Source organism: Aureimonas sp. AU12 (assembly GCF_001463705.1).
Classification (GTDB): domain Bacteria; phylum Pseudomonadota; class Alphaproteobacteria; order Rhizobiales; family Rhizobiaceae; genus Aureimonas.
In genome coordinates this window covers 1-18,077 of the sequence record NZ_BBWH01000023.1, presented here as the reverse complement: position 1 = coordinate 18,077, position 18,077 = coordinate 1, and the positions used below count along the sequence as shown (strand labels likewise).

Annotated in this window: 17 protein-coding genes; 5 read left to right on the top strand and 12 right to left on the bottom strand. The window is 69.0% G+C overall.

The window, feature by feature from the left end; genetic code table 11:
* Nucleotides 1–89: 89 nt before the first annotated feature.
* Both AUL33_RS08875 and AUL33_RS08870 read left to right on the top strand, forming a co-directional pair.
* Nucleotides 90–1,862 carry an SLC13 family permease gene (locus AUL33_RS08875; protein ID WP_062206712.1) on the top strand — a complete coding sequence of 591 codons (1,773 nt, stop codon included), beginning with the start codon at nucleotides 90–92 and terminating at the stop codon, nucleotides 1,860–1,862.
* Nucleotides 1,863–2,003: 141 nt separating this feature from the next.
* Nucleotides 2,004–2,627 carry an alpha/beta hydrolase gene (locus tag AUL33_RS08870; protein WP_062206707.1) on the top strand — a complete coding sequence of 208 codons (624 nt, stop codon included), beginning with the start codon at nucleotides 2,004–2,006 and terminating at the stop codon, nucleotides 2,625–2,627.
* Nucleotides 2,628–2,630: 3 nt separating this feature from the next.
* On the opposite strand, the gene AUL33_RS08865 is transcribed toward AUL33_RS08870, so the two are convergent.
* The 6 genes from AUL33_RS08865 to AUL33_RS08840 all read right to left on the bottom strand — a co-directional run bounded on the left by AUL33_RS08865 (nucleotide 2,631) and on the right by AUL33_RS08840 (nucleotide 8,857).
* Complete coding sequence (locus AUL33_RS08865) at nucleotides 2,631–3,065, bottom strand: Rrf2 family transcriptional regulator (protein ID WP_062206702.1); 435 nt, start codon at nucleotides 3,063–3,065, stop codon at nucleotides 2,631–2,633.
* 130 nt (nucleotides 3,066–3,195) lie between these two features.
* Nucleotides 3,196–4,647, bottom strand: coding sequence for an alkaline phosphatase D family protein (locus AUL33_RS08860; protein ID WP_062206697.1), 1,452 nt, complete (start codon nucleotides 4,645–4,647; stop codon nucleotides 3,196–3,198).
* 109 nt (nucleotides 4,648–4,756) lie between these two features.
* The gene (locus tag AUL33_RS08855; protein WP_062206693.1) at nucleotides 4,757–5,875 is read right to left on the bottom strand and encodes an ABC transporter ATP-binding protein; all 1,119 of its coding nucleotides are present in this window, start codon (nucleotides 5,873–5,875) and stop codon (nucleotides 4,757–4,759) included.
* Nucleotides 5,872–6,750, bottom strand: a complete 879-nt coding sequence (locus AUL33_RS08850) for an ABC transporter permease (protein WP_082652451.1) — start codon at nucleotides 6,748–6,750, stop codon at nucleotides 5,872–5,874. The genes AUL33_RS08855 and AUL33_RS08850 overlap by 4 nt, the downstream gene beginning before the upstream one ends.
* Nucleotides 6,747–7,616, bottom strand: coding sequence for an ABC transporter permease (locus AUL33_RS08845; protein WP_374754417.1), 870 nt, complete (start codon nucleotides 7,614–7,616; stop codon nucleotides 6,747–6,749). Before AUL33_RS08845 ends, AUL33_RS08850 begins: the two co-directional genes overlap by 4 nt.
* Nucleotides 7,617–7,747: 131 nt before the next feature.
* On the bottom strand, nucleotides 7,748–8,857 hold the full coding sequence (locus AUL33_RS08840) for an ABC transporter substrate-binding protein (protein ID WP_062206904.1): 1,110 nt from the start codon (nucleotides 8,855–8,857) through the stop codon (nucleotides 7,748–7,750).
* Between the two features lie 250 nt (nucleotides 8,858–9,107).
* Between AUL33_RS08840 and AUL33_RS08835 the strand changes: the two genes are divergently transcribed.
* Entirely contained in the window at nucleotides 9,108–10,004 is an 897-nt protein-coding gene (locus tag AUL33_RS08835; RefSeq protein WP_062206691.1) for a CehA/McbA family metallohydrolase, read from the top strand.
* A gap of 64 nt (nucleotides 10,005–10,068) precedes the next feature.
* Here the strand turns inward: AUL33_RS08835 and AUL33_RS08830 are convergent, their stop codons facing one another.
* From AUL33_RS08830 to fni, 4 genes are all read right to left on the bottom strand, one after another.
* Nucleotides 10,069–11,127 (bottom strand): TerC family protein, encoded by a 1,059-nt coding sequence (locus AUL33_RS08830; RefSeq protein WP_244492077.1) that lies wholly within the window; start codon nucleotides 11,125–11,127, stop codon nucleotides 10,069–10,071.
* A 380-nt stretch (nucleotides 11,128–11,507) separates the two neighbouring features.
* Complete coding sequence (rpe, locus tag AUL33_RS08820) at nucleotides 11,508–12,176, bottom strand: ribulose-phosphate 3-epimerase (RefSeq protein WP_062206686.1); 669 nt, start codon at nucleotides 12,174–12,176, stop codon at nucleotides 11,508–11,510.
* 2 nt (nucleotides 12,177–12,178) lie between these two features.
* Nucleotides 12,179–13,225: a class 1 fructose-bisphosphatase gene (locus tag AUL33_RS08815; protein WP_062206685.1), complete on the bottom strand. Its 1,047-nt coding sequence runs from the start codon at nucleotides 13,223–13,225 to the stop codon at nucleotides 12,179–12,181.
* A 138-nt stretch (nucleotides 13,226–13,363) separates the two neighbouring features.
* Entirely contained in the window at nucleotides 13,364–14,401 is a 1,038-nt protein-coding gene (fni, locus tag AUL33_RS08810) for a type 2 isopentenyl-diphosphate Delta-isomerase (protein ID WP_062206900.1), read from the bottom strand.
* A 230-nt stretch (nucleotides 14,402–14,631) separates the two neighbouring features.
* Here fni and AUL33_RS08805 point away from each other — a divergent pair, with 230 nt between their 5' ends.
* Entirely contained in the window at nucleotides 14,632–15,561 is a 930-nt protein-coding gene (locus tag AUL33_RS08805; protein ID WP_062206683.1) for a polyprenyl synthetase family protein, read from the top strand.
* Between the two features lie 105 nt (nucleotides 15,562–15,666).
* Complete coding sequence (locus AUL33_RS08800) at nucleotides 15,667–16,182, top strand: sterol desaturase family protein (protein ID WP_062206898.1); 516 nt, start codon at nucleotides 15,667–15,669, stop codon at nucleotides 16,180–16,182.
* Between the two features lie 22 nt (nucleotides 16,183–16,204).
* Here AUL33_RS08800 and AUL33_RS08795 read toward each other — a convergent pair whose 3' ends face one another.
* Nucleotides 16,205–17,152: a phytoene/squalene synthase family protein gene (locus AUL33_RS08795; RefSeq protein WP_062206681.1), complete on the bottom strand. Its 948-nt coding sequence runs from the start codon at nucleotides 17,150–17,152 to the stop codon at nucleotides 16,205–16,207.
* 2 nt (nucleotides 17,153–17,154) lie between these two features.
* The coding region (gene crtI / locus AUL33_RS08790) for a phytoene desaturase family protein (RefSeq protein ID WP_156419337.1) at nucleotides 17,155–18,077 on the bottom strand (923 nt) is incomplete at its 5' end.

The following is an 18,077-nucleotide window of genomic DNA, read 5'->3' as shown; positions in this document are numbered from 1 at the left end:
GCGCCACGTGCGACAACGCCGAACCCGGCGTTTCGTTCGACGGGACGGCCTTCGTCGCAACGCCTTTTTTCATGCGAGACGCTGGCTTCATGACCCTCGACCAAGCCCTGGCCTTCGGATTGGTCGGACTGACCGTCGCCGGATTCGTCTGGGGGCGTCTTCCCTACGACCTCATCGCGCTGCTGGGCCTCCTCGCCGGCGTGGCGACCGGGATCGTGCCGATCAAGGCGGCGTTCTCCGGCTTCTCCGACGACGTCGTGGTGATCGTCGTCTCAGCGCTCCTCGTCAGTGCCGCCATCGCACGCTCGGGCGTGGTGGAGGACATCATGCGCCCGCTGATGCCGCACATGAAGACGGCGCAGCGGCAGGTGACCGTGCTCGTCGGCGCCGTCACCCTCCTCTCGATGGTGACGAAGAACGTCGGCGCGCTCGCCATGTTCATGCCCGTCGCCGCGCAGGTCGCGCGCAAGAACGGCACCTCCGTCTCGCAGCTGCTGATGCCGATGGCCTTCGGCTCGCTCATCGGCGGCCTCGTCACCCTCGTCGGCACCTCGCCCAACATCATCGTCTCGAAGATCCGGCAGGACGTCACCGGCGAGCCCTTTCGCATGTTCGACTACGCCCCGGTGGGCCTCGGCGTCGTGTTCGTCGGCTTCATCTTCCTCGCCTTCGCCTCACGCCTCATCCCCAAGCGCCGGGCCGGCGGCTCGATGGGCGACGCCTTCGCGATGGACGCCTACACCGCCGAGGCCGAGATCTTCGAGGGCTCGCCGATCGCCGGGCGCACGATCGCCGACCTGGAAGCCGCCGCCGACAACGACATTCTCGTGCGCACCGTCATCCGCGAGCGCTTCCGCCGCATGGCGCCCGAACCCGGCATGGTTGTGAAGGCCGGGGATCTCCTTCTCATCGGCGGCGAGCCCGAGGGCATCGAGCGCGCCGTGGCGCGGGCCGGCCTGCAACTCACCGGAGACCTGCCGGCGGGGCGCACCGACATCGAAAGCGAGAGCGTCGTCGAGGGCGTGGTGACGCCGCAATCGCCGGTGATCGGGTCGCGCATCGGCAAGCTGGGCCTGGAATCGGCGCACGGCGTCTCGATCCTCGCCGTCAGCCGGGCGAACACCAATATCGAGCAGCGCCTCGCGTCCGTTCGGCTGCGCGAGGGCGACGTCCTCGTGCTGAAGGGTACGAGCGAGACGGTGCCGCAGGCGCTCGCCGCCCTGCGTATCCTGCCGCTTGCCGAGCGCTCGATCGTGCTGGGGCGCAATCGTCGCTCCTTCCTGCCGCTCGGCGTTCTCGCCGTCGCGATGATCCTCACCGCCACCGGGCTCGTCAGCGCCGTCGCGGCCTTCTTCGGCGCCGCCGTGATCCTGCTTCTCATGCGCGTCATGAGCATGCACGAGGCCTACAACACGGTCGAGGCCTCGGTGATCGTGCTGCTCGCCGCGCTCATCCCGCTTTCGGAGGCAATCCAGACCACCGGCGGCACCGACCTCATCGCCGGCTGGCTGTCGGGCATCCTGGAGGGCCTGTCGCCGCTCACCTCGCTCTTCATGGTGACGATCCTCGCCATGGCGGTGACACCCTTCCTCAACAATGCCGCGACCGTGCTGATGCTCGGGCCGATCGCGGCGGGCATCGCGCTGCGCCTCGGCCTGAGTCCCGATCCCTTCCTGATGGCGGTGGCGCTGGGTTCGGCCTGCGACTTCCTCACGCCGATCGGCCACCAGTGCAACACGATCGTGATGGCGCCGGGGGGCTACAGGTTCGGCGACTACTGGCGCCTCGGCCTGCCGCTCTCGCTCATCGTTCTCTTCGTCGGCGTGCCGCTCATCTCCTTCTTCTGGCCGGTCATGCCGTGAGGGAAACCGGCCTCGTCCTGCGATCGGCCACGGGGCAGAAACGATCGCCTCCATATCCCCACCAATTCAGTATGCTTTTGTTGGGGATCATCCGTCGCATTCGGTAGCTTGGCCCCAAGTGAGGCGGCAGGAGCGACGACGATGACGCGGACCCTTGTGATCCCTGGCTTCCGGGGTTCGGAGAACGGACATTGGCAGCGGTTCTTGGCCGACGAGGAGCCGGACGCGGTGCTCGTCGAACAGGAGGACTGGGAGACCCCGCGTCTTTCCGACTGGCTGCACACGCTGGAGGCGCATCTGGCGGCGACGCCCGGCGCGGTGCTCGTCGCCCACAGTCTCGGCGCCGTGCTCGTGGCGCATCTGGCGCGGCGCCCGGCCGCGGCGCATGTCGCGGGCGCGCTTCTCGTGGCGCCGGCCGATGCCGCGCGCATGGCCCGTGCCGACGCCCGGTTCGAGAGCTTCGCGCCGATCCCGCGCGAGCCCCTGCCCTTCCCCTCGATCGTCGTGGCCTCGCAGGACGATCCGTTCATGACCATCGCCACCGCGCGGTCCTTCGCCGATGCCTGGGGATCGGGCTTCCTCGATCTCGGCCGCGCCGGCCACATCAACCCGGCCAGCGGCTTCGGACGCTGGGAGGACGCCGCGATCCTCGCCGAAAGCCTGCGGGGCCCCGACCCGAAGCGCTACGCGACCGCCGCCGGCCCGGCGCTGTCTTCGGTCGCCCACGCGCCGCACTTCTCCTTCGGCGTCAACGCCGCAGGCTGAGCGTCACGCCACGAGTTCGTCCAGCGCCGGATCTTCGGCCAGCGCGTCGGCGAGGGTGGTGCGATCCAGGACCTCGCGCGCCGAGGCGGCGACCCGTGCGAAGACGCGGCGGATTTCGCAGGTCCCCTCGTCGGCGCAGTCGACGCAGCGCCGGTAGGCGGTGCGACTGAGGCAGGGGAGCGGCGCGATCGGCCCGTCGACGAGCCGCAGCACATGGCCAAAGGTGATCGCCTCAGCCGGGCGCAGCAGCGCGTAGCCGCCATGCTGGCCGCGCCGGCTCTGCAGCAGGCCGTCGCGCTTGAGATCGACGAGGATCTGCTCGAGAAACTTGCGGGGGATCGACTGCGCCTCCGCAATCTCGGCGGTGCTCATCGCCGTTCCCCGGCGGGCCAGAAGGGTCAGCGCGCGCAGCGCATACTTGGCTCTCTGCGAAATCATGGACGCTCGGAAAACCCGCGCAGCGGCGCGGACGGGCAAGGTGGATCGTGGGCTATCGACCCTCCTTAACGCTCGTCTCCGCCCCTCGCCACCCCTCCCTTCGTCGGAGCCGGCTTGCAGACCTCGGCTCTCAGACGTCAAGGGCGGGCGTGCGCCCGCTTTCCTCCAGTTCCCAGGCCGCGCTCCAGCGATCCGCGCGGCGCGTCAGCACCAGATAGTTGCGCTCGGCCGTGTAGGTTGCGCTCTTGCCGGGCAGAGCCTTCAGGCGCACCGGGCGCCCGCGCAGCGGCGCGTGGCCGAGGCGCGACAGGAGGCCGAGGCCGATCGCCATCGCCCGCGGCGGTTTGGGATGGGTGATGCCCGACGCCACGAGCTGGTGGATCGCCGTGCCGTCGCGAAGGCGCATCTCGCCGCGCGTCGCCAGATGGATCTCGCCGGACACCACCGTCAAAGGTCCCGCGCGCTCGATCGCCTCGCGCTCCAGCGCGGTGAGGAAGCGGATCCATTCGGCGCGGTGGCCGCGGCTCTGCCACTGGTCGCGCAGGTCGTCCTCGTACTGCTGCTGGCCGGGATAGAAGTCGAGCAGCGCCTCGACGAGACTGAGACGGGGCCCGAGCGCGGGAACCGAGGAAACGACGATCCGCCGGTCGCCGTCCGGAACCTCGGCCAGCACCGAGGTCAGCGCCCGCCAGCCGGCTTCGCCCATGACGCGGGCGGGCGTTCGCTCCGAGCGCAGATCCGGGAGGATCACCGCAAAGCCGGGAAACCGCGCGGCGTGGGTGAGGCTGGCGCCCGTGGCATCGGGCACGCATGTCGGCAACGCATCCGGGCCGGCGCCGAGCTGGAACAGGACGAACATCTCACGCGCCGCGGCGAACAGGCCGAGCGCCACCGGGCTCTCCTGCAGCGCGGGGGGATGGCTGCCCCAACCGTCGAAAATGTCGTGGTCGTCCCAGATCATCATCGTCGGCACGCCGGCCGAGAGGATGCGCATCGCGGGCTGGCGGAAAAGCTGGAGATAGCGCCGGAAGAAATAGCCGCGCACGGCCTCCGCCATCGCCGGCTCCCACGCCACCTCCGGCCGGCGCTCGACCGGCAGTTCGTGCCAGCGGGCGGTCTCGGGATGGGCCTTCACCGCCTCGTCGGCATAGAGCTGGTCGCCGCCCTGAAGCAGCAGCACGAAGGGGTCGCTCTCGTGTTCCTGCGCCAACCGGCGCCACATGACGTCGCGGTCCTCGTGCGAGCGGTCCTCGTCGCCCTCCTCCTGCCCGTTGCAGGAGACGAAGGCGACGCGCAGGTCGCCGCCAAGGTCCGTGCGCACCGTGTGCGGCTCGCCGTTGACGCGGTAGGCCGCGGCGTCCTTGGCCGGAAGCGTGAAGTCCGAGGTCCAGACCGCGTGGCCGAACAGCATGGCGCGGCGGGTCATCGCGCGCGCCGCGCCGCCCTCGGGTTCCAGCACCGGTGCAGGATCGCCCTCGCGCGTCACGGCCAGCACGGTCAGCTGCGATTCCACGGGCGTCGCGCCGCGGGCATAGAGAACGGGACCGGCTTCGAGCGACGGCAAACGATCGGACGGGGTCAAGGACGGCAAGGCTCCGGCGTCGGCCCCAATGGGGGCGAAGCCGCAGATGTCGGTCGTCCCGCGCGGGAAACAAGGGTGCGCGGGACCCTCCGTGCGTCCGGGTCTTGCCTCAGACGGGCTCGACGGCCCGCAGGTCCAGCGCCTGGCGCTGCGAGGTGGGGCGATGGCTGGCGCCGGTGGCGGCGTCGAGGCACTGGATGTCGTCGGGCGAAAAATGCACGGTCACCGGCTGGCCGCGCGAGGGCGGCGGGCTGGCGGGATCGTTGAACGTGTCGATCAGCAGTTCGTTGGCGGCAAAGCGCGCGCGGATGCGCACCACCGAGCCGAGGAACGCGACATCGGCGATCTCGCCGGTCAACTGGTTGCGCCGTTCGGCCGAGGGCACGAGCGACAGCGCCTCGGGGCGCAGCGCCAGCGTCACGGTGTCGCCCGGACGCGCGCCCGGCGTTTCCGCCTCGATCTCTTGGCCCGCCACCGCCACGCGCCCGCCGATCTCGGCACGGCCCTCAAGAAGGCTCAGCGTGCCGACGAAGGAGGCGACGAAGCGCGAGCGCGGCCGATTGTAGATCTCGAACGGCGTGCCGACCTGCTCCATCCGCCCGTCCGACATCACGACGATGCGGTCGGACATGGAGAGCGCCTCCTCCTGGTCGTGCGTGACGAAGATCGTGGTGATGCCGAGCGCGCGCTGCAGCTCGCGGATCTCCTCGCGCAGCGAGACGCGGATCTTGGCGTCGAGCGCCGAAAGCGGCTCGTCGAGAAGCAGGACACGGGGCTTGGGCGCGATGGCGCGGGCGAGCGCCACGCGCTGCTGCTGGCCGCCCGAGAGCTGGTAGGGATAGCGGTCACGCACATGCGGCAGGCCGATAAGCTTCAGCATCTCGTCGACGCGGGCCTCACGCTCCGCCCGGCCCATGCCGGCGATCTTGAGCCCGAAGGCGACGTTGTCGCCGACATTCATGTTGGGAAACAGCGCGTAGGCCTGAAACACCATGCCGATGCGCCGGGCGTTGGGGGCGAGGTCCGTCACGTCCTCGCCATCGATGCGCACCGTGCCGGCGCTCGGCCGCTCGAAGCCGGCGACGATGCGCAGCATCGTGGTCTTGCCGCAACCCGACGGCCCGAGAAACGAGATGAACTCGCCGCGCTCCACCGAGAGGTCGAAATTCTGGACGACGGTGGTCGGGCCGAACGACTTGCGGACGCCCGCGATCTCGAGAAAGCTCATCGCGGGGCCCGCCTTGCGAACTGGAAGATGGATCGTCTCGTCGAGGCGGCGCTGCGCCGCCCCGGCGCCCGTCCGCCGACGATCTGCAGCAGCACCATGCAGCCCCAGGTGATCGCGAAGGAGATCATCGCCAGCGCCGCCGGCTCGTAGGCGCGGTTGGCGCCGACATTCTGCAGGTAGGGGCCGAAAGCCGGGCGGTTGAGGAGGCTGGCGAGCACGAACTCGCCGATGACGATGGCAAACGTGAGGAAGGCGCCGGACATGACGGCCGGGCGCACGTTCGGCAGGATCACCTGCCAAAGGATGGCGCCGCGCTTGGCGCCGAGGCTTTCGGCGGCCTCCGTCAGCGTGCGGATGTCGATCGCCTGCATGCCGGTGTCCACCGCCCGGTACATGTAGGGCAACGCCAGCACGGCATAGCCGAAGACTAGGATGACGTTGGTGCCGGCCACCGACCCGGTGAAGGGCAGCCAGGACGAGGAATTGTAGAGCCGGAGATAGCCGAACACGAGAACGATCGGCGGTATCACCAGCGGCAGGAGCGTGACGAACTCGACCACCGGGCGAAGCCGCGGCAGGCGCAGGCGCACCCAGTAGGCGGTGGGCACCACGAGGGCCGCGCCGATCACGATCGTCGCCAGCGCGCAGACCGTGGAGAACAGGAAGGTCCGCTGGAAGGCGTCGTCGGCGAAGACGACGCGATAGGACTGGAAGCTCCAGGTGCCGCGGATCATCGACAGCGAGAACTGGAAGGTCGCGACCAGCGGCAGGAGGAAGTAGAGCGCAGCCACGATCACCATGGCCCAGGGCCCGATGCGCGACAGCATCACGCTCGGCGCCTTGGGCGCGGAGGCCTTGGCCGTCACGGCGCTCATCGCAGCCACCGCTCGGCGCGCGAGCGCAGCCAGATGTAGAGAATGTTGGAGCAGCCGGTGATGACGATCATGCCGAAGGCCAGCGCGTAGCCGAGATTGGGGTTGTAGAGAACGTCGCCGCGGATCTGCGCGTAGAGGAGGATCGGCACGATGTTGAGGGAGGACCCCGTCAGCGCATAGGCGGTGGCGATGGCGCCGAAGGCGTTGGCGAAGAGCAGCAGGAAACAGCCGAGAAGGCTCGGGAAGAGCACGGGCAGCGCCACCATGCGCCAGTACTGCCAGTTCGACGCGCCGAGGATCGAGGAGGCCTCGCGCCATTCGCGCTTCAATCCGTCGAGGGCCGGCGCGATGATGAGCACCATCAGCGGGATCTGGAAATAGAGATAGGTGAGCGTCAGCCCCCAGAAGGACAGGAGGTTGAAGCCCATGCGGTAGAGGTTGATGCCGAAGGCCTCGTTGAGAAAGACGGTGACGAGGCCGAGCCGCCCGAGCGTCGCCAGGAAGGCGAACGCCAGCGGAATGCCCGCGAAATTGGACGCGACGCCCGAGAACGTGACGATCGCCGGCCGGATCCAGCCCGGCAGGTTTCCGTGGACGATGGCATAGGCGAGGAAGAAGCCGATCACCGCGCCGAGCGCGGCCGAGGCGAGGCTGATGCGGATGGAGATCCAGTAGGCGGCGAGGATCTGCGGCTGCGCCAGCGCCACGAGATTGGCGAGCGTCAGGTTGCCCGCCGGATCCTGAAAGGCGCCGACGATGAGGTAGAGCGTCGGCCCGACGAGAAAGAGCAGCGCGAAGAGGAAGAACGGCACGACACCGAGCCAGGCGAGCGAGCGCTTGGGCACCCGATCGGCCGCGGGACCCAGCGTGCCGGTGCGCGTCGTCGCGTCGATGGATCCTGTGATGGCCGACACCCGCGCCTCCGGTCTTGCCGCTTCCTCCACCTTTCGAGACAGGGCCGCCGGACAGATCCGGCGGCCCCTCGATCGATGCCGAATTACTGGACGTTGGCGCCCACGACCCCGTCCCACTTGGTGGTGATCTCGGTCTTGGCGGCGTTCTGGTCTTCCAGCGAGGGGAACTTCGCCGTCTCGTAGGCGGCCGCCGGGGGCAGCTTGTCGAGGAGGTCCTGCGGGATCTTGCCGGCCTTGGACATGGCGTTGAAGCGGATCGGGTGGCAGTAGCCCTTGAGGTAGCCGATCTGGCCCTCGTCGGAATAGAGATACTCCATCCAGAGCTTGGCGGCGTTCGGGTGCGGCGCGTAGGCGCTGATCGCCTGGACGTAGACGCCGGCGATGACGCCGGTCTTGGGCACCACGACCTCGACCGCCGGGTTGCCGGCCAGCGTGTCGCGGCTCGACAGGGCGTTGTAGTCCCAGCGGATCATGATCGGCGTCGTGCCCTGCGCCAGCGAGGCGGGCTTGCCGATGACCGGCACGAAATTGCCGGCAGCGTTCAGCTGTTTGAAGAAGTCGAGGCCGGCAGCGGCGATGTCGACCGCGGATCCGGTCGGCGCCTTCGATAGACCGGCGGCATAGACCGCCTGGATCGCCTGCGAGGAAGCGCGGGGATCGCCGGCGAGCGCGACGGAGTTGGCGTATTCGGGCTTGAGAAGATCGGCCCAATCCTGCGGCACGGTCTCGACGATATCCTTGTTCACCTCGAAGGTGAGGACGCCGTAATAGTCGCCGTACCAGTAGCCCTCGGCATCCTTGGCATCGTCGGGAATGTCGGCCCAGGTCGCGACCTTGTAGGGCTGGATCAGCTTGTCGGTCTTGGCGGCGGGGCCAAAGGACAGGCCGACGTCGATCACGTCGGGCGCCTGCGGGCCGGTGTTGCCCTGGTTGGCCTTGATGGCCTGGATCTCGTCGCCCGAGCCGGCGTCGGGGTTCAGCTCGTTGACCGTGATGCCGTACTTGGCCTTGAAGCCTTCGAGGATGCCGCCGTAGTTGCACCAGTCGTGCGGCAGCGCGATCGTGGTGAGCTGGCCTTCCTTCTTGGCGGCGGCCACGAGCTCGTCCATCGACTGGGCCTGCGCGCCGGGAACGGCGATCGCACCGAGGGCGAAGGCGGCGAGCGCCACCGACGAGACACTGCGCTTCAACATCTCAACCATGCCAACTCCCTCATGCGCCGCGTGGCGTTCGATACGCCGGCGCCCAACTCGCTCACGGGGCCATGCCGCCCGCCGGCACCGCCCTACCACCGTCACATGACAGTCCGGTGTCGATTGATCGCTCGTTCAACCGGCCGTCACGTTGGTTGCATGTGAGCGGGTTATCAGAAATGAGGCAAGCAAAAAGAATTGGCATTCCACTGCCGCGATGACGCTTTTGCCAGTCCTGAAGGAGCATTCCATGACATTCGACGCCTTCCGCGCGCCCGGCCGGTTCCGGCGCGGCAACATCCATACGCATTCGACCCTGTCGGACGGCACCCGCGCGCCGTCCGACGTCTGCGAGGCCTACCGCGCGGCCGGATACGACTTCCTCTGCCTCTCCGACCATTTCGCGGAGCGCTTCGGCTTTCCGCTCGCCGACACGCGCGCCTTTCGGGCGGCGGACTTCACCACGATCATCGGAGCCGAGTTGCATGCGCCGGTCAATTCGCAAGGCGAGGTCTGGCACATTCTCGCCTGCGGCCTGCCGCTGGATTTCGCGGCCAATGCGCCGGGCGAAGACGGCGTGGCACTGGCGCGGCGGGCGCGCGAAGCCGGCGCCTTCGTCGCGATCGCCCATCCGCAATGGTCGTCGCTGACGATCGAGGACGGACGGGCGCTCGCCGGCATCGCCCATGCGGTGGAGATCTACAACACCGGCTGCGACCTCGAATGCGCGCGGCCCGACGGCTTTCAGCTTCTCGATGCCCTGTGGAACGAGGGCCACGACCTCACCGCCTACGCGGCCGACGACGCGCATTTTCGCATCATGGACGCCTTCGGCGGCTGGCTGATGGTGAAGTCGGAGAGCGACGAGCCGGAGGCGATCCTCGCGGCGATGAAGGCCGGGCATTCCTATTCGACGATGGGACCCACATTCGACGATATCGCCATCGAAGGCGACGAGGTCGTGGTGCGCTGCTCGCCGGCGCGCAACGTGGCGCTGGTCGGGCGCGGCTCGCGTGCCGAGAACCTCTTCGGCGAGGCGATTACGCAAGCGCGCCTGCCCGTCCGGCGCTTTGCCGGAGACTGGCTGCGCGTCGTCGCGACCGATACCGCCGGGCGCCATGCCTGGTCGAACCCGGTTCGGGTCTGACCCCTCCAAACGCAAGAAGCCGGCGCGGGGCCGGCTTCTCGTCTTGTCGTCTGGGAGCGTCGGGTCAGCCGGCCTTGCGGTCGTCCGAACGGCTCTTCAGGAGGCTGGCCACCGTGGTGACCACGAGGATGCCGAGGATCACCGAGAGCGAGAAGCCCGTGGTGATGTGGGGCAGGCCATCGATCGGCTGGCCACCGTTGACGAAGGAGAGCGTGTTGGCCTCCATCGCGTGGATGATCAGCTTCACGCCGATGAAGGCGAGGATGAGCGACAGGCCGAGGCCGAGATAGACCAGCCGGTCGAGAAGGCCGCCGAGCAGGAAGTAGAGCTGCAGGAGGCCGAGCAGCGCGAAGGCGTTGGCGGTGAAGACGATGTAGGGCGCATCCGTCAGGCCGTAGATCGCGGGGATCGAGTCCAGCGCGAACAGGAGATCGGTCATGCCGAGCGCAAGGATCACGATGAACATCGGGGTGAAGAAGCGCTTTCCGTTCTCGACGATCGTCAGCGCATTGCCGCGGAAGTCGTCGGTGGTGGGCAGGTGCTTCTGGAAGTACTTCACCAGCGCGTTCGGCTCGTATTCCTCGTCGGTCGACTTGGCGCCGTGCGAGAAGCTTTCCACCGCCAGCTTGTAGGCCGTGTAGAGCAGGAAGAGGCCGAACAGGTAGAAGACCCAGGAGAAGCGCTCGATCGCCGCCGCGCCCAGCGCGATGAAGATGCCGCGCATGACCAGCGCGATGACGATGCCGATGAGCAGCGCCTTCTGCTGGTAGGCCGCCGGCACCCGGAAGCTCTTCATGATGATCACGAAGACGAAGAGGTTGTCGACCGACAGCGACTTCTCGGTGATGAAGCCGGCGAGATACTCGATGCCGTGCTCGCGATCCCAGAAGTGCCAGACGCCCCAGCCGAACAGAAGCGCCAGCGTGACGTAGAAGGTCGACCATAGGGCCGATTCCTTGAAGGTCGGCTCATGCGGCTTGCGGACGTGGGTGACGAAGTCGAAGATGAAGAGGGCGGCGATGCCGCCGATGGTCGCCAGCCAGACCCAGGTCGGCACGACATCGGCCGTCGCCAGTCCTGTCAACGCGGTCTGCTGTGCCGCCTCCGAAAGCGTCGGTTCCAAACTTCACCCCTCCTCAACCCGTGTGGCACGCCGCACGGGCCGCCGTTCCCATTCGATGAAGACGAGCCCGCGGGGCCGCTCTTCGCCCATCCGGTCTCGCCGCGTCCGCTCCGATGCCGGGGCGGACAAGCCCATCGAGCCGCCCTGCGCCCAAACGTCGCCGCGCGCCTTAGATGTGATGTCGCGGTCGTCGCGCAAGGTTTTCTCCGCAGTGCGTCGCAAAAAGATGCGCGACAGGGAGAGGCGGCAACAGTCTTGGCGAGCTGATCGCCGCGAACTTCGATCCGGTCCCTAAGCTAGACTGGCAAAGACGCGGGATCTTCACCTCGCGCTCACGAAATCTTGAGCGCTACACTTGGAGGCCGGCCGATAACCTACCGCTAACCCTTCGCCGCCCGGCGCAGCGCCTCGATATTCGTCCGGTAGGCCGCTTCCTCGCCGCCGCGATAGATCGCCGAGCCCGCCACGAAACAGTCCGCGCCGGCTCGAACGAGATCACCGATCGTGTCCGGCGCGACGCCGCCGTCGACCTGCAGCCGGATCGCGCGGCTTCCGATCATCGCGCGCACGCGGCGCACTTTTTCGAGCATCGCGGGAATGAACTGCTGGCCGCCGAAGCCGGGATTGACGGTCATCACCAGGATGAGATCCAGCCGGTCTAGGACATGCTCGATCGCCGTCTCGGAGGTCGCCGGGTTCAGCGCGACGCCGGCCTTGCAGCCAAGCGAACGAATGCGCTGAAGCGAGCGGTCGAGATGCCGGCAGGCTTCGGCGTGGACGGTGATGCCCTCGCAGCCGGCCTCGGCGAAGGCGTCGAGATAGGGGTCGGCCGGCTCGATCATCAGGTGAGCGTCGAAGAACTTCGGCGAGGCCTTGCGCACGGCGGCGACGATCGGCGGGCCGAAGGTGACGTTGGGCACGAAATGCCCGTCCATCACGTCGAGATGGATCCAGTCGGCGCCGGCCCGGTCCACCGCCGCGATCTCCTCGCCGAGGCGCGAGAAGTCCGACGACAGGATGGACGGCGCGATGAGAATGTCGCCGGCCATCGTCAGAAGCCGCCGACCGGCCGGTCGCCGAAGAGCGGCGAGGCTTCCGAAAGGCTCGCGGGATCGGCAAGCGTGCGGGCGACTTCCAGCACCTCGTTCCGCGAACCGAAGACGACAGGCGTGCGCTGGTGCAGGCCTTCGGGCACGAGGTCGAGGATCGGGTTGAGGCCGTCGCTCGCCGCGCCGCCCGCCTGCTCGGCGCAGAAGGCCACAGGATTGGCCTCGTAGCAGAGCCGGATCCGCCCCTGCGCGTAGCCTTTCCGGCTGTCGCCGGGATAGAGATAGACGCCGCCGCGCACGAAGATGCGATAGGCGTCGGCGACCATCGAGGCCACCCAGCGCATGTTGAAGTCGCGCCCGCGCGGGCCGTCCTTGCCGGCGAGGCAATGGTCGATGTAGCGGCGCATCGGCGCGTCCCAGTGGCGCGCGTTCGAGGCGTTGATCGAATATTCCTTGGCGTCGGCGGGGATCGTCACCGTCATCGTCTTCGTGAAGACGTCCGTCTCTGGCGACCAGCCGAAGACGTGGGTGCCCTCGCCCACCGTCATCACGAGAAGCAGCTGCGGCCCGTAGACGAAGAAGCCGGCGGCGAGCTGGCGCCGGCCGGGCTGGCGGAAAACGCTGGCGGGATCGGCGCGGTGCGCCTCCTCCACCGGCAGGACGGAGAAGATCGTGCCGATCGAGACGTTCGTCTCGATGTTCGACGAGCCGTCGAGCGGGTCAATGGCGAGTGCGAGGGTTCCCTCGGTTCCCAGCGCCACCGCCTCGTCCTGCTCCTCCGAGCCGTAGAAGGCGACGGGCGCGGCGCGGGCGGCGGCCAGGAACAGACGGTCGGCCTCGAGATCGAGCACCTTCTGGATGTCGCCGCCCCCGTTGGCGCCGCCATCCGCAGCCGTCGCCACCGCGCCGCCTGCCGAGGCGCCCGTCGAGATCAGCCGCTGCAGCGAGGCCGCGGCTTTCGCGAGCTCGGTGATGAGACCGGCGACGTCCCGCCGGCTGCCGCCAGCCGAGACGAGGGGGGCGAGATGGTCTTGCAGCGTCGCGCTCATGCGTCCTCCGGGATCGGATCGTTCGTCCAGTCGGCGTCCGGCTTAGCGGATGGGAGGATCGGGCGGCAAACGGAAAAGGGCGGAGCACTCAGCTTGAATCGATTGGCATGGCAGGCGTCTGCCCGGCGCCGAGGCCCCTCACCCCCTCGGAGGCAGCAACGGGGCGCAGCGCAACGCCTCGAGATCGGCGGACCCCGTGCAGAAGCAGGCGATGCGCAGTTCCTCGACGACGCCGGCGAAATGCGCCGCGACGGCCTCGAGCGAATCGTCGGCGGCCGCGAGGCTGGCGCCCGCCTGTCCCGCGAGATCGGCGCCGAGGCGGATCGCCTTGGCCGCGTCGAGCCCGTTGCGGATGCCGCCCGAGCCGATCACCACCGCCTCGGGACAGGCGGCGCGCACGTCGCGGATCGCCTGCGCCGTTGGAATGCCCCAGTCGGCAAAGAGTAGCGCGGCGGCACGGGCGCGGGGATCGGCCAGCCGCTCGGCCTCAATCGCTGCCCAGCTCGTGCCGCCGGCTCCCGCCACGTCGACGATGCCGACGCCCGCATCCACCAGCCGCCGGGCGACCGCGCCGGAAATGCCGCCGCCGACCTCCTTGGCGACGATCGGGCAGCCGAGATCGCGGGCCAGCGCCTCGATCCGTCCGAGAATGCCGCTCCAGCGCCGGTCGCCGCCCGGCTGCACGGCTTCCTGTAGCGGGTTGAGGTGGACGATGAGCGCATCGGCATCGATCATCTCCACGGCGCGACGCGCCTCGTCGAGGCCGTAGCCGAGGCCGAGCTGGGCGGCGCCGATATTGGCGAGGATCGGCACGGATGGCGCGAGCGAGCGCAGCGACCGGTCGAGGCCCCCACTGCCGCGCCCCTCCAGCGCGATGCGCTGAGAGCCCACCGCAAGCGCCAGCCCGAGCGCCTCCGCCACCTCCGCGAGCCGGGCGTTGATGCGCGCGGCGCGCTCAGGCCCGCCGGTCATCGACGAGATGAGGATCGGCGCGGCGAGCCGCCGGCCGAGGAACGCGGCGGAGAGGTCGATCGCGTCGAGGTCGATCTCGGGCAGCGCGACATGCTCGAAACGCACGGCCTCGAACCCGGTCTCGGCGCGCGGCGGGACCAGCGCGGGCTTGAGGACGATGTCGAGGTGATCACCCTTTCGCGATCGGATGTCCTCTCCCGGCATGCTGTCCGTCCCTTCCTTCGGCTCGATTCGCTTCATACGATAGCGTTCTGCCCTGCCCGCGGCTTGGCATTCGCACCGGGGCTTGGCGCTAAGTCGTTTCGTCGCAGAACGCGGCATGAACGGCGTGCGGGCGCTTCGCGCTCTTACAGTCCGTGCTAGAAATCCGTATCCGCATTCGATCGGACATGAAATGGTGGCGTCGACGACGCCGGGAAAGTGACGACGCCACGATGACAGCCGAGCCGGATTCCAGCCTCGACGCCCTTTTGCGGCGCGTGAACGCGCGCCTCGATGCGTTGATGCCGCCGGTCCTGGCCGGGCAGTCGGCCCTCGACACGGCCATGCGCGACAGCGTGCTGGCGCCCGGCAAGCGGCTGCGGCCGATCATGACGCTGATCGTCGCCGAGGATCTCGGCGGTCCGTCCGACGCCGCGCTCGACGCGGGCTGCGCGCTCGAGATGGTGCACGCCGCCTCGCTGATTCTCGACGACCTGCCCTGCATGGACGATGCGGAGCTGCGCCGCGGGCGTCCGGCGCTGCACCGCGCCCATGGCGAGGACGTCGCCGTGCTGGCGGCCATCGCGATCCTGTCGGGCGCCTACGGCACGCTCGCCCGCGTCGAGGGCCTGGCGCCGGCGCGGCGAGGCGAGGCGGTGGCCGTGCTGGCCGAGGCGGTGGGCACGCGCGGGCTCGTCGCCGGGCAATTCCAGGATCTGCGCGGCGGGCGCGGCCAGCGCCCGCTCGCCGAGATCGCCGATGCCAACGGCCTGAAGACCGGATCGCTGTTCACCGCCGCGGTGGAACTCGGCGCCGTCGCGGCCGAGGCGAGCGAGGCGGTGCGCACCGACCTTCGCGCCTTCGCCGCCGAGATCGGCCTCGCCTTCCAGCTTCTCGACGATCTTCTCGACGGGGCGCCGAGCGCGGTGTCGATCGGCAAGGATGTCGGCAAGGACCGGGGCAAGTCGACCATCGTCTCGATGATCGGGCCGACGCAGGTCCGCCGCCACATCGAGCGTCACGTCGCGGCGGCCGATGCGCGGCTCGACGCCGTGTTCGGGCCGGGCTCGCGCCTTCATGCCATGGTCGCGGCGATCTTCGCCGGCTCGATCCCGGCGGAGGCCGCCGACGAGCCGGTGCTCGAGCACGAGGCCGCGCGCTAGCGCCGCATTGTCTTGCGTGCGACGCAAGGCCATCCCAGATCGAACGCGGCCCAAATCGAACGCGGCAGGGCGATCGAAGCCCCCGCGAGAATGGAAGACGACGACATGGCGGACAGCTGGCTCGGTTTCGGCGCGATCGCGATCGCGGTGTTCCTCGTGATGGAGGTCGTCGCCTGGGCCGCGCACAAATACATCATGCACGGCTGGGGCTGGGGCTGGCACGAGAGCCATCACGAGCCGCACGAGGGGATGTTCGAGAAGAACGACCTCTACGCCGTGGTCTTCGCGGGCTTCGCCATCACGCTCTTTGCCATCGGGCGCTTCGCCGAACTGCCGGTCGTGACAGCCATTGCCGTCGGCATCACCCTCTACGGGCTGTTCTACTTCCTCGTGCATGACGGGCTGGTACACCAGCGCTGGCCCTTCCGGCACATTCCGCACAAGGGCTACGCCAAGCGCCTCGTGCAGGCGCACCGGCTGCACCACGCGGTGAAGGGCCGCGAGGGCTGCGTCTCCTTCGGCTTCCTCTATGCCCCGCCGGTCGACCAACTCTCGGCCGAACTCAAGGCATCGGGCCGGGTGCGGGCCGAGCAGGCGGACGAGCGCCGCAGCGGCATCTGACAGGCTCCGACCCGGGCGTCGGTCAGCCGCCGAGGCGGGGCCGGGTCCAGAGCGCGGGATCGCGCGGAAGCCCGCCATAGTCGCGAAAGCGCAGTGCAGCCCAGCCGCCGGAGGCGATCGCCGCGAGCTTTTCCGGGGTCGATGTGGAGATCCGCTGCGCCTGCGCCCTCTCCCCTGCTGCCACCAGCTTGGTGCCGATGCGGCGATAGACGAGGCGGGCGGTGGCGATGGCCCAAGCCGAACGGCGCGGCAGGGCGTCCACCCCGATGCGGGCCGAGGCGTAATAGGGCTCGGCCGCCGCCACGAGCCGCGCCCGCAGGCGTGCGAGCGCCGCCGCGTGGGCGGGGTCGATGAGATCCGGTGCGCCGACACCCTCTTCCGCCAGCCAGTCCAGCGGCACGTAGACGCGGCCCTCGCGCGCATCCTCCACCACGTCGCGCGCGATGTTGGTGAGCTGGAACGCGAGGCCGAGGTCGCAGGCGCGGTCGAGCACGGCCTCGTCCGTCACCCCCATGACCTCGGCCATCATCACCCCGACGACGCCCGCCACATGCCAGCAATAGACGAGGAGGTCGTCGAGCGTTCGGTAGCGATGCTCGGCGACGTCGAGGGCGAAGCCGGCCAGATGCTCGTCGAGCAGGCGCGGCGAGATGGCATGCCGGCGCACCACTTCCGCCAGCGCCAGGAAGCTTGGATCGAGACCTTCGGTCTGGCCGCCCAAAGCGGCGTGCGTGTCGCGCCGCAGGCCGGCGATGCGGGCATCGGCCGAAAGCGCCGACGCGACTTGGCCCCGCCCGCCCTCCTGCCCGTCCACCACGTCGTCGCAATGGCGGCACCAGGCGTAGAGCATCATCACGCTGTCGCGCGTCGCGGGGTCGAAGAGACGGGCGGCGGCGGCGAAACTCTTCGAACCCGCCGCTATCGAGCGCGCCGCGAAGGCCGCGACATCGCGTGTTTCGCCCGCCGCCATCGTCAGGCCACCCGTTCGCCGAGGATGAGGCCTGCCGTCGCCTTGGCCGACCCGACGACGCCGGGCACCCCGGCGCCCGGATGCGTGCCGGCGCCGACGAAGAAGAGGTTGGAGATCTCGGCATCGCGATTGTGGGTGCGGAACCAGGCCGACTGCGTCAGCACGGGATCGAGCGAGAAGGCCGAGCCGTGGTGGGCGTTGAGTTCGGACTGGAAGTCGAGCGGCGTGAAGATGCGGCTCGTCACGAGATCGGCCTTGAGGCCGGGCATGTAGCGCTCTTCCAGATAGTCGAAGATGCGGTCGCGATATTTCGGCCCCTCGACCGACCAGTCGATCTCGGCATTGCCGAGATGAGGCACGGGCGAGAGCACATAGTAGCTGCCCATGCCGTCGGGCGCGAGCGAGGGGTCGGTGGCGCAGGGGCTGTGGAGATAGAGCGAGAAGTCGCCCGCCAGTTCGCGGCCCTTGAAGATCTCGTCGATGAGCTGCCGGTATCGCGCGCCGAAGAGCACCGTGTGGTGGCGCAGCTGCGGCTGGTGGCGCTTCAGCCCGAAATAGATGACGAAGAGCGACATCGAGAAGCGCTTCGTCTTCAGCCGCTTGGCCTCCTTCATGCCACGCTGCGTGCCGGCGAGGAGCTTGTCGTAGGTGTGGACGACGTCGGCATTCGAGGCCACGAGGTCGGCCGCGAAGCGACGCCCGTCGAGCGTGGTGACGCCGGTGGCCCGTGAACCCTCCGTCTCGATCCGCGCCGCCTCGGCGTTCAGCTCGACCCGCCCGCCGATATCCTCGAAGAGCTTGAGCATGCCGCGCACGAGCGCGCCGGTGCCGCCCTTGGGAAACCAGACGCCCCATTCGCGCTCCAGCGCATGGATGAGCGCGTAGATCGAGGAGGTCGCGAACGGATTGCCGCCGACGAGCAGAG